This window comes from Streptococcus sp. 9.1(2021) (genome assembly GCF_030466425.1).
GTDB lineage: Bacteria > Bacillota > Bacilli > Lactobacillales > Streptococcaceae > Streptococcus > Streptococcus wuxiensis.
On the sequence record NZ_JAGQFU010000001.1, the window covers coordinates 867,170 to 881,143 of the forward strand.

Genomic DNA, 13,974 nt, shown 5'->3' on the forward strand with positions numbered 1-13,974 from the left:
CCTTATTTTACTAAGTAATCTTTCATTTCTTCGAGAGAAACTGGGTGAATCGTCGCTGAACCAAGCTCAGGTACCAAAACTAACTTCATGGTATTCCCACGCGCTTTTTTATCATGAGTCAAAGCTTGATAGAGCTTTTCAAGATCCCAGTTTTCATAATCAACAGGAAGCCCAAATTTCTGACACATCTCTCGGATAGATTTGGTTATTCCCACTGGCATGAGTCCTTTTTCTTCGGCTACCTTAGAGACCTGAACCATTCCCATAGCTACTGCCTCACCGTGCATGACTTTTCCGTAACCAGCAGTTGCTTCGATGGCATGGCCAATTGTGTGACCAAAGTTGAGATATAAACGAACGCCATTATCCAACTCATCCTCAACTACCATCTTGCGCTTAACCTGACAAGAATGCTCAATCAAACTCTCGGAATGTTCCAATATGCTTTCGACAGAACCATCCATATCAGATAATAGGTCCCAAAGCTCTGAATCTTCGATCAGGCCATACTTGATGACTTCACCCATTCCTTCAATCAACTCTCTCTTACCCAAGGTCTCAAGAACAGTTGGGTCAATCAAAACACCATCCGGCTGGGCAAAAGTTCCTACCATATTCTTAGCAAAAGGAGTATTCACTCCTGTCTTACCACCGATTGAAGAATCCACCTGGGCTGTCAAACTAGTTGGAATTTGAACGAAATGAACTCCTCGCATGTAGGTTGAAGCCACAAAACCAGCCAAATCGCCAACTACACCACCTCCGAGGGCTACGATGCCATCACTACGAGTTAAACCTTGCTTAACTAAAAATTCATAGACTTTTTGAACTGTAGTCAGATTTTTTCGTTCTTCGCCCTCTAAAAAGTCAAAAACTGCCACTTGAAAGCCAGCATCCTCCAAACTCAATTTAACCTTTTCTGCATAGAGTGAAGCAACACGGTTATCCGTTATGATAACAATTTTTTGTGGTTGCCAAAGTTCGCGCAACCATTTTCCTGCTTGAGACAAGCATCCTTTTTCAATCTGAATATCGTAAGGATGATGTGGAAGGTCTATTCTAATTTTCATAGCAGATCTCCTTTTTCTTTATTGGTACTTTTGTTTTAATAATTCCCAGATTTGATCTGTTGGCATTTCCTTGCCTGTCCATAACTCAAAAGCTTCAGCAGCTTGGTAAAGCAACATGCCAAGGCCATTGATAGATTGATTTCCCTGCTCTTTAGCCCACTTTAGAAATGGAGTTTCAAAGGGTTGATAAATCACATCTGCTACCATGAGCTTCTCTGGTAAAACGATGCTGGTCGGGATCGGCTGAGAGGATCCATCCATGCCCACACTAGTAGCATTAACCAAGAGGTCGGCTTGAGTGATGCTGTCTTGAAGTTCTTGAATATCCTCTAATGCAAATAAATCTACTCTAAATCCAGTCGCATTCTGTATTTTTTCTAAGTAAGGTCTTGTTTTTTCCATGGATGAAGAACGAACAAAGACAGAAATCTGACTTACTCCATCCAAGATTGCCTGTGCCAAAATTGCCTTGGCTGCACCGCCTGCTCCTAACAAAACCACTCTTTTCCTTGATATTTTAAAAGAAGGCAAGCTCTTAAAGAATCCCTTGCCATCTGTGTTATATCCAATTAATGTTCCTTCTCGATTCACAACTGTATTAACTGCACCAATTAAACAAGCCTCTTCGCTCAACTGGTCCAGATAAGGAATCACTTGTTCCTTGTAAGGCATGGAAAGATTGATTCCATACATCTGGTAGCGACGAATATTAGCAACTGTTTCTGCTAGTTCAGCCGCATCTACTTCCCAAGCAAGATAAACACCATTGGTATTGGTTGCTTCAAAAGCGCTATTGTGAATAAAGGGAGAAATGGAGTGTTTGATAGGATTTGCGACTACAGCTGCTAAACGTGTGTAGCCATCAATCTTCATTTAGAAGCTCCCTAATTTTTTTCATGCTAGATAGTGAAATTTGTCCTGGAGCACTAGCTTCATCTAGACTTGCAAAAGACCAACTAGAACCAGTCACATCTGAAGTAATACGAGAGACCTTGCCCACTTTTCCCATAGAAATCGTTACATATTCTTGTTCAGGATTCAGTGTTTTAAAGCCACGTGTAAAGTTCATCAGATCCAACACATCTTGTTCTGTATTAGCCATAACAGCTATTTTCACAACCTTAGGATTTAAACTTGTTAACTCAGACAAGATTTCCATTAGATTCTCAGGTGTTTCTTGGAAGTTATGGTAGCTCAAGACGAGATTTGGAAAGTCCAACATCTGATCAAAAACATCCTTGTAGCTAAAATACTCAAAATCAATATAATCTGGTTGATAAAGCTGTGCCACTTCCTTGATAATCTGAACATACTCTTCTGAAGAGAGCTCAATTTGACCACCTTCGGCATGAGTACGTAAAGTGAAAACAAGCTCACGACCTGCAAATTTTTCAAAAATAGCTGGCGCTACCTGCAAGATAGCTTCCTTGGGTAAGAAGTCTGCTCTCCACTCAATGATATCTGCATCATGATACCGCATAACATCAATAGCCTGAGCCTCTTCTATACTTCTTGGCATGACAGAAACAATTAATTTCATTTACTAACCTTCATGGTAATCACTTTGAGGTAATTACTACTTTCATCTTTTTCATTGTAGACAAAGTCTGCTGGAAGTCCATATTTATGAAGGACCTGATACTTTCTACCTGCAAATCCTTTGTCGATTTGTTCTGTGAATTTTTGACGGGAAACATTAGCCGCATTGGTACTAGCAATAATGATTCCACCTGGGTTTAAAATCTCTAGGCTTTGGGAAATCAACTTATGATAATCCTTAGCTACAGAGAATGTTTGTTTTTTATTTCGGGCAAAGCTAGGCGGATCCAGAACAATCACGTCATAGCTTAAACCTTTTCTTTTAGCATATTTAAAGTATTCAAAGACATCCATGACAAGCAGTCGATGATTGTCTAGACTCAAACCGTTGGCATGAAAATGAGCTTCTGATAGTTCTCTTGAACGTTTGGCTAGGTCTACAGAGGTTGTTTCACTAGCTCCCCCCATAGCTGCAGCGACTGAGAAGGCCGCTGTGTAGGAAAACATATTGAGCAAGGATTTCCCCATTGCTAAACCATCAACCAAGCTCCCACGAACTTCATGCTGATCCAAGAAAATTCCTGTCATAAGACCATCATTCATAAATACTTGGTAGAAGACTCCATTCTCGAGAACAGTGAAATATTCAGCTGCTTCTTGACCATAGATATGGGCAGACTCATAGTCTAGACCTTTAAAGCGAATCTTTTCATAGGCACCTATGACTTCCGGGAATACCTGAGAGAAGGCTGCAATAATCTCTTGGCGAAGACTATAAATATAGGAGTTGTACCAAGAGAAAACAACATAATCTCCATAGAGATCCAGCGTCATTCCACCAAATCCATCGCCTTCTTGATTAAACAAACGAAAGGCAGTTGTCAACTCATCTTGATAGTAGGAAGAACGTTTTTGTTTAGCTTTTTCAAACAAGCTTTCAAAGAAGGTTTGATTAAAAGAAACTTTCTGGTTGGTTACAAACCAACCAATTCCCTTATTTTGTCGGGATAAATAAGCCTTCCCTAAAAATTCTTTGCTTTGGCTGAAAAGTTCAACTTCCTGATCAGTTTCAGATAAGTCTGGAAAATCAACTTCTTCCAAAAGAGCCTGACCTTTGTGGAGCTTTTTTTCGACACGCCGACTGACGAATACTTTATTCATAGATACAATTATATCAAATTTGTTGAAAATTCACAAAGTAGAAAGTGATTTCTCCATTGATGTCATAGGAACTAGCCAAGCTTTTTGTTTCTGCTTGATGATTTCTAAATGAGAATGGTCATTTGTGTTGAGAAATTTCATTCTATTACCGTAAAAATAGACATTCACATCCTGAGGTCTATTTTTGTAGCGCAAACGTTTGCTCATTTGCTTGCTTTGTGGTAAAATGATTCTCAAATTGTTAAGTATGAGGACTATCTATGAAAAACCAAACCCTAATGCAATATTTTGAGTGGTACCTTCCCCACGATGGACAACACTGGACGCGACTTACAGATGATGCTGAGCACCTTGCAAATCTAGGAATTAGCCACGTCTGGATGCCACCTGCCTTTAAAGCTACCAACGAAAAAGATGTCGGTTATGGTGTCTATGACCTTTTTGACCTCGGTGAATTTGACCAAAAAGGAACTGTGCGTACCAAGTACGGTTTCAAAGAAGACTATCTTCAAGCCATTCAAACACTTAAATCACATGGGATTCAACCTATGGCTGACGTCGTCTTAAACCATAAGGCAGCTGCAGACCGTTTAGAATCCTTCCAGGTTATTGAAGTCGACCCAGAAGATCGCACAATTGAACTTGGAGAACCTTTTACCATCAATGGTTGGACAAACTTTACTTTTGATGGAAGACAAAACACCTACAATGATTTCCACTGGCACTGGTACCACTTCACTGGAACTGACTATGATGCCAAAAGACGGAAGTCTGGTATTTACCTTATCCAGGGAGATAATAAGGGGTGGGCCCACGAGGAATTAGTCGATAACGAAAATGGTAACTATGACTATCTCATGTATGCGGACCTAGATTTCAAGCATCCAGAAGTCATACAAAATATCTACGATTGGGCTGATTGGTTCATGGAAACGACTGGCGTAACAGGTTTCCGCTTAGATGCCGTCAAGCATATTGACTCCTTCTTTATGCGTAATTTCATTCGTGATATCAAAGAGAAATATGGACAAGACTTCTATGTCTTTGGAGAATTCTGGAATCCAGACAAGGATGCCAACCTTGAATACCTTGATAAAATCGAAGAACGCTTTGACCTTGTCGATGTCCGACTCCATATGAGTCTCTTTGAAGCAAGCCAGGCTGGTGCAGACTACGATTTGCGTACCATCTTTAATGATAGTCTGGTTCAAATCAAACCAGATAAGGCTGTAACCTTTGTCGAAAACCATGATACTCAACGAGGACAAGCTTTAGAATCTACTGTAGAAGAATGGTTTAAACCAGCAGCCTATGCTCTTATTCTTTTGCGCGAGCAGGGTCTCCCTTGTGTCTTTTACGGAGACTACTACGGTATCTCTGGTCAATATGCTCAGCAAGATTTTAAAGAAGTTCTTGACCATCTGCTAGCTATCCGAAAAGATTTATCTTATGGAGAGCAGACGGACTACTTTGATGACCCTAATTGTATCGGTTGGGTTCGTTCTGGAGCTGACAACCAATCGCCTCTTGCCGTTCTTATCTCAAACGCTCAAGAGAATTTCAAAACCATGTTTGTAGGTCCAGAATGGGCTGATCATACTTTTGTTGATTTGCTTGGCAACCATTCAGACCAAGTGACTATTAATGCTGAAGGTTATGGTGATTTCCCAGTTGCTGAACGTTCTGTAAGTGTCTGGGGACTTACTTATTAAGAACACAAAAAAACTTGCCATAGGCAAGTTTTTTTATTGCTAAATATTAGTCTTTCCAAAGATCCATGGCATTTTTAAAATCAGATGAAACCTGAACATTTTGAGGGTTTGTTGCCTCTCTCTCTTGACGTTTCGCTTCTACCTGGGCTACACTCCTAATCCCTTCATGACGCCAGTTTCGTAGGATAGCTTGGATATATTTCCAATTTGGTTTTCCATTTAAAACAGCTTCTCGTAAGGCTTCTTTTATCAAATCTGCACTAGTTCCGTCTTCTTTCAAACTCTTTTCCAAATCTTCAATTTCAAATGGGCTCAATAGACGACCTAGCTCCTGTTGGAAAGTATCTACCAAGCTCTTTAAATCATTTGGAGCAGATTCCACCTGGTTTGGAGCTTGTTTTTCAAACAGTTGGTCTAGGCGCTCCAAGGCAAGAGTTGCATCGAAGATTACTTCTATTTCGCCATTCAGTTCAATGGTTCGGTATTGAAGCAACCCTTTTTCAGTCAATCGTGAAATAGCCTGATTGACTTCAGTGACATTTTTGCCGATTTTTTCAGCAATCTGACTTGGAGACAATTCACCTAAAGCCGTTGTATTCTGTAGGTAAAAGAACTGCCAAACCAAGAAATCATCGCTTGACGAGAACAGTTGATTGTAATGTAAGAGCAGGTCACTCGGTAACACTAAGTTTCCTGATTTGAAAGCATCTAAATATGTCATAATTCCTCTTATAAATATCCAAAATGAGACACATCATCTTCCACACTCTTCCACTCAAACGGCGTTTCTTGGTAAACTGCATAATTTACCCAGTTACTAAAGAAGAGAGCTGCAGATGAACTCCAACGCATACATGGGAGTTCATGAATGTCATCATTTTTGAAATAATTTTCTGGTATATGTGGATCTAAACCAGCATCTAGATCTCTAAAATATTCCTTTGCAAGCGTATCGCGATCATACTCTAAATGCCCAAAGCTATAGACTTCTCTCAAATCTCGACTCGCAAGGATAGAGATACCCACCTCTTTTCCTGATGCTAAAATCTCTAGATTTGTTTTATTCAGGATATCTTCTTTGTGGACTTCTGTATGGCGAGAATGAGGGGATACATATAAATCATCAAAACCTCTTAATAGGAGATGACCTTCTTTCAAAACATCTTGAGGATAAATCCCCGAAAGCTTTTGGTCCATCTGGTATTTATCTACGCCATAGCGATAGTATAGACCTGCCTGTGCTCCCCAACAAATATGCAAGGTCGAAAAGACATGAGTCTTAGACCAATCGATAACTTGGGTAAACTCTTGCCAATAGTCAACCTCCTCAAATGGAAGGTGCTCAACTGGAGCTCCTGTGATAATCAAGCCATCAAAATACTGGTCTTTGACTTCCGAGAAGGTCTTATAAAAAGTCTCCATATGCTCTGAGCGAGTTGTTTTTGATTGGTGACTTTCCATATATAAGAAATCAATATCTAATTGCAGAGGAGTATTAGCCAAATGTCTTAAGAGCTGAGTTTCTGTTACAATTTTTTGCGGCATTAGATTTAAAATAAGAATTTTCAAGGGTCGGATATCCTGATGAGCCGCCCGTTGATCATCCATGACGAAAATATTTTCTGTTTGTAAAATCTCAACTGCTGGTAATTTTTTATCAATTCGAATCGGCATGGAAATCTCCTAACTGTATCATACTGGACTCAAGTAACCTGACTGTCATCAAATGGAATAATCCAGCTGATGACACTTCTTCCCTTTATTATACTGTAAGAAGATATAGTTTTCAATTATAGTTTTTCTCTAACTAGATATAGCCTTTTTTTATATCATCATTAAGAGAAAACAGCCCTAGGGACTGTTTTTCATTAATAATGCATCAAAACTTTATAATCGTAATCTCCGATTGCCTCACGACCTTTTAGCTCATCAAGCTCAATCAAAAAGGCACAACCAGCTACGACACCACCTAATTTCTCAATCATTTCGATTGTCGCTTTAACAGTACCACCTGTTGCCAAGAGGTCATCTACAATAAGAACACGTTGACCTGGTTTGATAGCATCTGCGTGCATGGTCAAAGTATCAACACCATATTCTTTTTCGTAGTCAGCTGAAATCACTTCGCGTGGCAATTTCCCTGGTTTACGCACTGGTGCAAAACCAATTCCCAACTCAAAAGCAACTGGACATCCAACGATAAATCCACGCGCTTCTGGCCCTACGATCATATCAATCTTTTTGTCAGTAGCATATTGAACAATTTCACGAACAGCGTAGCTGTAGGCATTTCCATCTGCCATCAATGGGCTGATATCACGGAAAGTAATTCCTTCTTGTGGATAATTTTCAATACTTGCAATGTAATCTTTTAAGTTCATAGCGTTTCTTTCTTTTAAAGTTTTTACTCCCTATTATACCATAATTCCTAGAAAAGCAAAATAGAAAGAAGCCTTGAAACTTGGTACAAGACTTCTCATTTTTTCTTCAATTGTTGCTAGCATTCGCTGAATGAAGTACTTACTTCTTTTTGCTTTTAGTGCTTTGATTTCGCTCGCGATTTTGTTGGATGCACCACTCTCGCTCAAAGTAAGACATGGTTTCAAATACTCTCTTTGGTAAGCCAACATCCAGCAAATAGATTGGGATTTTCAAAACGTTAGAATGTTTTGAACTTGTAAATCTACTTCGAAGACGATACCAGAAAAAGTTGGATTTTAAAAGTTCCTTGTCATAAAACTGAACCTCAATCATATAAAAATCCCTTGCATTTCTACTACCCTTAATTCTCGTGAGAGCAAACTTTTCTACCTGTCCCCAGGAATAAAACTGCCAGTCCTTCTTTGGATATGGTTTATAGGAAAATCCTTGAGACGTAAATTTCAAATACTCTTTATCAGAAAAAAGCAGTCGCAAACGTTGATACAAAATGAAGCCAACGATGAGGATTAAGAAACCAATAAAGAGAATGAAAGCCACCAATCCCATAGGTGATTCTTCGGGATAGCTCAGCAAAAACGAAAAGATCCAAAGTAGAAGAGCCAATTCTAGTAGATAAAGAATAAGGCTCAAGACGATTTTCTTACTACTCCATTTAATAATCGTTTCTTCCATTATATCAACTCACTTAAATATTCATAGCGTTCATATTTTTCAAGCAAGGCTTCATTTTTCTCATCTAGCTCTTTTTGAAGAGTCGCTAGTTTTCCAAAATCAGAGCCATTTGCCTGCATTTCTTCTTCAATAGCCGCGATACGATTTTCCAGGTTTTCGATATCACCTTCAATACTTGCCCATTCCTGCTTTTCTTGGTAGGTCATCCGTTTCTTCTCTTCACGGACTTTGACGACTTTTTCCTTCTCAACTTTTTGACTTTGTGTTACTGCTTCTGCTTCAAAGGCCTTTTCATCTAGGTAGTCTGTGTAATGTCCAAAGAAAGGACGGATAGTCCCGTCTTCAAAAGCAAGAATCTTAGTTGCTACTTTATCAAGGAAATAGCGATCGTGACTAACTGTCAAGACTGGTCCTGCAAAACCTTGTAAGAAATTTTCTAGAACTGTTAAGGTCGCAATGTCTAGGTCATTTGTCGGTTCATCCAAGAGAAGCACATTGGGTTTTTCAAGGAGTAATTTGAGGAGGTACAGACGCTTCTTCTCTCCACCTGACAGCTTCTCAATCAAGGTACCGTGTGTTGAACGTGGGAAAAGAAATTGTTCCAGTAATTCTGCAATGGATGTCGTAGAGCCACCGCTCGTCTTAACTTCTTCTGCCACTTCCTGCAGGTAATTGATAACCCGCTTACTTTCATCTAAACCTTCGATTTGTTGAGAGAAATAAGCAATACGAACTGTTTCACCGATGATAACTTGTCCTTCAGTAGCTTCAAGTCTTCCTGCAATAAGGTTAAGAAGGGTTGATTTCCCAACACCATTGTCCCCGACGATTCCGATACGGTCTTTGGCTTGTACCAAAAGATTAAAATGTTTCAGAATCGGTTTATCGTAATAGGCAAAGGAAACATCCTTAAACTCGATAACTTTTTTACCGATACGGCTAGTTTCAAAATTCATGCTCAAGTCTGTCTCAAGGCTAGTATCTGAAACTTCCTTTTTCAAGTCATGGAATCGATTGATGCGAGCTTGTTGCTTGGTCGCACGAGCTTGAGGTTGCCGTCTCATCCAAGCTAATTCTTGTTTGTAAAGTTGTTCCTTTTTGTGAAGAAGAGCTGCGTCACGCTCATCCTGTTCAGCCTTGAGACGGACATAATCTTGGTAATTCCCCTGATACTCTGTTAATCCACCTCTATCCAATTCAAAAATTCGCGTAGAAAGAGCATCCAGGAAATAGCGATCGTGGGTGATGAAGAGGACGGTCTTCTTGGAATTCTTCAAGAAAAGTGTCAGCCACTCGATGGTCGCAATATCCAGATGGTTGGTAGGCTCATCAAGAAGCAAGAGATCATGATTTCCTAAAAGCACTTGCGCCAATTGAACCCGTCTACGAAGACCACCCGACAAAGCTCCAACAGGAGTTGATAATTCTTGAATGCCTAGTTTACTGAGAACAGTCTTGACCTGACTTTCGATTTCCCATGCTTGGAGAGAATCCATCTCCGCCATGACCCGTTCTAGACGCGCCTGCTTGTCCTCACTGTAGTTGAGCATAAGCAGTTCATACTCCCGAATCAACTGGATTTCCTTGAGGTCACTGGATAAAACAGTATCCAAGACAGTCTTGTTATCATCAAATTCCGGATTCTGGGTCAAATAACCAATCTTGTAATCACTCTTTGCTGAAAATGGGCTTACGTCACCATCAAAACCTGAAACACCAGAAAGCACATCTAGAAGGGTCGTTTTCCCAGTTCCGTTGACACCAATAAGACCGATGCGATCTAAGTCATGGATAATAAAGGAAATATCCTTAAAAACAGTCTTATCACCAACGGATTTACTTAGTTTTTCAACGATAAAATCACTCATTTTCTCTCCCTTAAGTATGAATGAATGGCTTCCACTTCATTATCTAGATTACCATCCACAATAGCGTACTCAATTTCCTCTAAAACATCTCCTAATTCTGGACCTGGATGATAGCCATATTCCTTGATGAGTATGCCACCATTAATTTGCATCTCTTTCTTATCATGAATAGTCAAGCTCTCGTAGGTTTCTGTGATCGCTTGTGGGTTGACTTCTTTTCCTTGAGCCTGACGAAGATTTTCAGCCTGTAGAAGCAAGTCCAAATCAAAACGGTAACAATCACGTTTACCTAGCTCCCCTTCTTCTCGGAGAGCCAAAATAGACAGCAAATCCTGTACCTGCTTGGCAAATTGGCGTGAAGTCTTCCAATGTTTCAAAAATTGTTGAGCATCTTCCACTTCTAAAACCCATAAAAGTGCTGCCCAAGCTTGCTCAGAAGATTCAAAAGTAAAATCATTTTCTAAATCAAACAAAGACTGGAGTTTCTCCTGACTGCCTACCATATCTGGTAGATAATCATAAGCTTGACTCTCAATCATAGATGATAAACCTACTCGCCAATAGGGAGCCAGTAAAAGCTTATCAAACTCGACAAAGGTGCGCTCCACAGAGATTTTATCTAAGAGTGGCGTTAAGGCCTTCATCGCTTCAAACGTTTCTTGCTCGAGTTCAAAACCAAGACTAGCTTGGAAACGAAAGCCACGCATGATGCGTAGTGCGTCTTCGTTGAAACGTTCACTAGCTACACCGACAGCTCGCAGGATCTGATTTTCTAAATCTTTGAGACCATCAAATAAATCAACGATTTCTCCTGTCTCATCCAAGGCAAAGGCATTGACTGTGAAATCTCGGCGTTTGAGATCTTCTTCGAGTGAACGAACAAAAGAAACAGAACTTGGTCTCCGATAGTCTACATAGACATCCTCTGTTCGAAAAGTGGTTACTTCGTACTCTTCATCTCCATCTAAAACCAAAACGGTCCCATGCTCAATGCCGATATCAGCTGTGCGTGGAAAAATCTGCTTGGTCTCTTCAGGATAAGATGAAGTCGCGATATCCACATCATGGATGGGACGATTGAGTAGGGCATCCCTAACAGAGCCACCAACAAAATAAGCCTCAAATCCTGCTTCTTTAATTTTTTCTAATACTGGTAAAGCCTTCTGAAATTCAGAAGGCATTTTTGTTAATTTCATAGTAAGTGTTCTAATCCATAGACAAGCTCATGACGCTTGACAACTTCTTTGATTCCCAAATTCACCCCTGTCATGAAGGAGCTACGATCATAGGAGTCATGACGCAGAGTCAATCCCTCTCCTTGATTGCCAAAAATGACCTCTTGATGAGCTACCAAACCTGGTAAACGAACCGAATGGATTCGCATACCATCAAAGTTAGCTCCACGTGCTCCCGCAATGAGTTCTTCCTCATCGCTAGCACCTTGTTGAATAGACTCACGAACTTCAGCCATCAACTCAGCTGTTTTGATTGCTGTCCCGCTCGGAGCATCTTTTTTCTTATCATGGTGAAGCTCAATAATCTCCACATTTGGGAAGTATTTAGCTGCCTGTGCTGCAAATTGCATCAGTAAGACAGCACCCAAGGCAAAGTTAGGAGCAATCAAGCCACCCAAGCCTTTGGAACGAGACATTTCTTTTAATTCTTCGATTTCTTGACTGGTGAAACCTGTCGTTCCTACTACTGGAGCAAAGCCATTTTCAAGAGCAAAGCGTGTATTCTCATAGGCGACAGCTGGTGTAGTAAAGTCCACCCATACATCTGCTTTAAAGCATGCCAAGTCATTTTTATCATTGAATACTGGAATTCCTTGCCATTCAGATGCAGTCTCAAAAGGATCCAAAACAGCTACTAGTTCAAGTTCAGGATCAGACAAAACCATCTGACAAGCAGATTGCCCCATTCTTCCCTTAAAACCAGCAATAATCACTCGAATACTCATCTTCACTCCTATCTAAGATACAAAGCCTGTAAGAACACAAAGTGAAAATAGGAGTTCTGATCAAGGAGTTTCTTCTCCTTGGAAGAACTATCTTTTTCACATAGGGTTCCAGGCGTGTTCAATTGCTAAGATACAAAGGACGTTAGCTGCCCATGAAAAATAGGGAATGGCGCCGACTTTCCATAAAAGGCAAGACTGGCATCTTTTTTCAAGAGGCAGATAGTCCGTGTTCAATTTTAAGATACAAAGCCTGTAAGAACAATCTAGACAATTGGTGTGTATGCCAAAGCGATGCTTCCTTCTCCCAGGTGGGTTCCAATAACACTACCAAAGGTTGCAATCTCAACATCTGTAGCTACTCCACTATCTAGCAATAGCTGACGTAAATCGGATGCTTTTTGAGAGGCATTCCCATGAATTACCATAATCTGGTAGTTTCCGTTACTTGTCACATCTTTGACAATTTCAACTAGACGTTTTGTTGCTTTCTTCTCTGTACGAACCTTCTCATAAACTTCGATAACACCTTGGTCATTGAAATATAGAATTGGTTTAATGCTAAGAAGATTCCCTAAAATAGCTGCGCCATTTGATAAACGACCACCTTTAACCAGATGATCAAGGTCATCTACCATGATAAAGGCAGAAGTATTTTCAATCTGTTCGGTTAACTTATCTAGTATAGACTGGAAATCATCTCCCTGATCAGACCATTGAAACACACTTTCCACCATAAATCCTAGGGGCGCACTTGTAATGCGAGTATCAGGAAAAGCAATGGTTAAATCTTCGAACTCATCCGTCATATACTGGATATTCTGGTGAAATCCTGAGATTCCAGAAGAAAGGAAGAGACCCAAAACATGAGTATAGCCTTTTTCTTTTAATGATGATAAAATTTCATCCAACTTTGCAATACTTGGTTGACTTGTTTTAGGTAGTTCAGATGAACGAGCCATTTTTTCATAAAATTCTTGAGCGGTTAGATTTACACCTTCAACATACTCCTGTCCGTCGATATTCACAGGAATATCAAGCATAAATAAATCTTCTTTCCGCAAGGTTTCCGCTTGTAGAAAAGCAGATGAGTCTGTTATGACCGCTAATTTCATTCTTTTAAAACTCCAAATTAATTCCTGGTAAGTCTAGTGCAATTTCCGTTACTTCATAAGTCAAACGGTTTAGCATATCCAAAGAAGGACGAGCAAGCGTCTCAACTTCTTCTTGACTAAAGTCACTTGGTTGATCTACGATACGACCTTCAACGTGGTTCACTTGAGAAATAGTACCGCTGATAACAAATTTATCAAAGACAATCATAAAGCTCAAAACAACTACGAGAGAAGTCACTTGATTTTCTTGGTCATGTTGAAGTAGTTGGAAGTTCACATCAACCTTTGTTTCAGGAATTCCGTTCTCATTTTCCCATTCAAAATTACGCGCATCAAAGTGATACTGACTAACAAATTCTTGTTCACGTTTTAAATTCATCATATTCTCCATGGTTACAATTTACTTTGACATTGTAACATATTTTCTTATTTTCTGCT

The 13,974-nt window shown here is 39.9% G+C and carries 14 protein-coding genes; 1 reads left to right on the forward strand and 13 read right to left on the reverse strand.

All coding sequences use genetic code 11. The features are described 5' to 3' along the window. Positions 1 to 2 precede the first annotated feature (2 nt). Genes aroB through KBU52_RS04205 form a run of 4 tightly spaced genes read right to left on the reverse strand, consistent with a single transcriptional unit; the run spans position 3 to position 3,770 of the window. A complete protein-coding gene (gene aroB / locus KBU52_RS04190) occupies positions 3 to 1,070 on the reverse strand; it encodes a 3-dehydroquinate synthase (protein WP_254724427.1) in 1,068 nt (355 codons plus the stop codon). Between the two features lie 18 nt (positions 1,071 to 1,088). After that, on the reverse strand, positions 1,089 to 1,943 hold the full coding sequence (locus KBU52_RS04195; RefSeq protein WP_254724428.1) for a shikimate dehydrogenase: 855 nt from the start codon (positions 1,941 to 1,943) through the stop codon (positions 1,089 to 1,091). After that, positions 1,933 to 2,610: a type I 3-dehydroquinate dehydratase gene (aroD, locus tag KBU52_RS04200; RefSeq protein WP_254724429.1), complete on the reverse strand. Its 678-nt coding sequence runs from the start codon at positions 2,608 to 2,610 to the stop codon at positions 1,933 to 1,935. The genes KBU52_RS04195 and aroD overlap by 11 nt, the downstream gene beginning before the upstream one ends. After that, positions 2,607 to 3,770: a class I SAM-dependent rRNA methyltransferase gene (locus KBU52_RS04205; RefSeq protein WP_036757171.1), complete on the reverse strand. Its 1,164-nt coding sequence runs from the start codon at positions 3,768 to 3,770 to the stop codon at positions 2,607 to 2,609. Before KBU52_RS04205 ends, aroD begins: the two co-directional genes overlap by 4 nt. 260 nt (positions 3,771 to 4,030) lie before the next feature. On the opposite strand from KBU52_RS04205, the gene KBU52_RS04210 reads away from it, so the two are divergent. Next, the gene (locus tag KBU52_RS04210; RefSeq protein ID WP_254724430.1) at positions 4,031 to 5,482 is read left to right on the forward strand and encodes an alpha-amylase; all 1,452 of its coding nucleotides are present in this window, start codon (positions 4,031 to 4,033) and stop codon (positions 5,480 to 5,482) included. A gap of 46 nt (positions 5,483 to 5,528) precedes the next feature. On the opposite strand, the gene KBU52_RS04215 is transcribed toward KBU52_RS04210, so the two are convergent. The 9 genes from KBU52_RS04215 to KBU52_RS04255 form a co-directional block, all read right to left on the reverse strand. Continuing rightward, positions 5,529 to 6,203: a DnaD domain-containing protein gene (locus KBU52_RS04215; RefSeq protein ID WP_254724431.1), complete on the reverse strand. Its 675-nt coding sequence runs from the start codon at positions 6,201 to 6,203 to the stop codon at positions 5,529 to 5,531. A gap of 8 nt (positions 6,204 to 6,211) precedes the next feature. Continuing rightward, positions 6,212 to 7,156: a homoserine O-succinyltransferase gene (gene metA / locus KBU52_RS04220; protein ID WP_225750608.1), complete on the reverse strand. Its 945-nt coding sequence runs from the start codon at positions 7,154 to 7,156 to the stop codon at positions 6,212 to 6,214. A gap of 194 nt (positions 7,157 to 7,350) precedes the next feature. Then, positions 7,351 to 7,863: an adenine phosphoribosyltransferase gene (locus KBU52_RS04225; protein WP_006154681.1), complete on the reverse strand. Its 513-nt coding sequence runs from the start codon at positions 7,861 to 7,863 to the stop codon at positions 7,351 to 7,353. A gap of 139 nt (positions 7,864 to 8,002) precedes the next feature. Next, positions 8,003 to 8,596, reverse strand: coding sequence for a hypothetical protein (locus tag KBU52_RS04230; RefSeq protein ID WP_254724432.1), 594 nt, complete (start codon positions 8,594 to 8,596; stop codon positions 8,003 to 8,005). After that, entirely contained in the window at positions 8,596 to 10,464 is a 1,869-nt protein-coding gene (locus KBU52_RS04235) for an ABC-F family ATP-binding cassette domain-containing protein (protein ID WP_254724433.1), read from the reverse strand. The genes KBU52_RS04230 and KBU52_RS04235 overlap by 1 nt, the downstream gene beginning before the upstream one ends. Further along, entirely contained in the window at positions 10,461 to 11,660 is a 1,200-nt protein-coding gene (locus KBU52_RS04240) for a CCA tRNA nucleotidyltransferase (RefSeq protein WP_254724434.1), read from the reverse strand. The genes KBU52_RS04235 and KBU52_RS04240 overlap by 4 nt, the downstream gene beginning before the upstream one ends. Further along, positions 11,657 to 12,424 carry a 4-hydroxy-tetrahydrodipicolinate reductase gene (dapB, locus tag KBU52_RS04245; protein ID WP_254724435.1) on the reverse strand — a complete coding sequence of 256 codons (768 nt, stop codon included), beginning with the start codon at positions 12,422 to 12,424 and terminating at the stop codon, positions 11,657 to 11,659. Before dapB ends, KBU52_RS04240 begins: the two co-directional genes overlap by 4 nt. A gap of 263 nt (positions 12,425 to 12,687) precedes the next feature. After that, positions 12,688 to 13,536, reverse strand: coding sequence for a DegV family protein (locus KBU52_RS04250; RefSeq protein WP_036757147.1), 849 nt, complete (start codon positions 13,534 to 13,536; stop codon positions 12,688 to 12,690). 4 nt (positions 13,537 to 13,540) lie between these two features. Next, positions 13,541 to 13,915, reverse strand: coding sequence for a DUF1149 family protein (locus tag KBU52_RS04255; protein ID WP_004252208.1), 375 nt, complete (start codon positions 13,913 to 13,915; stop codon positions 13,541 to 13,543). Positions 13,916 to 13,974 lie beyond the last annotated feature (59 nt).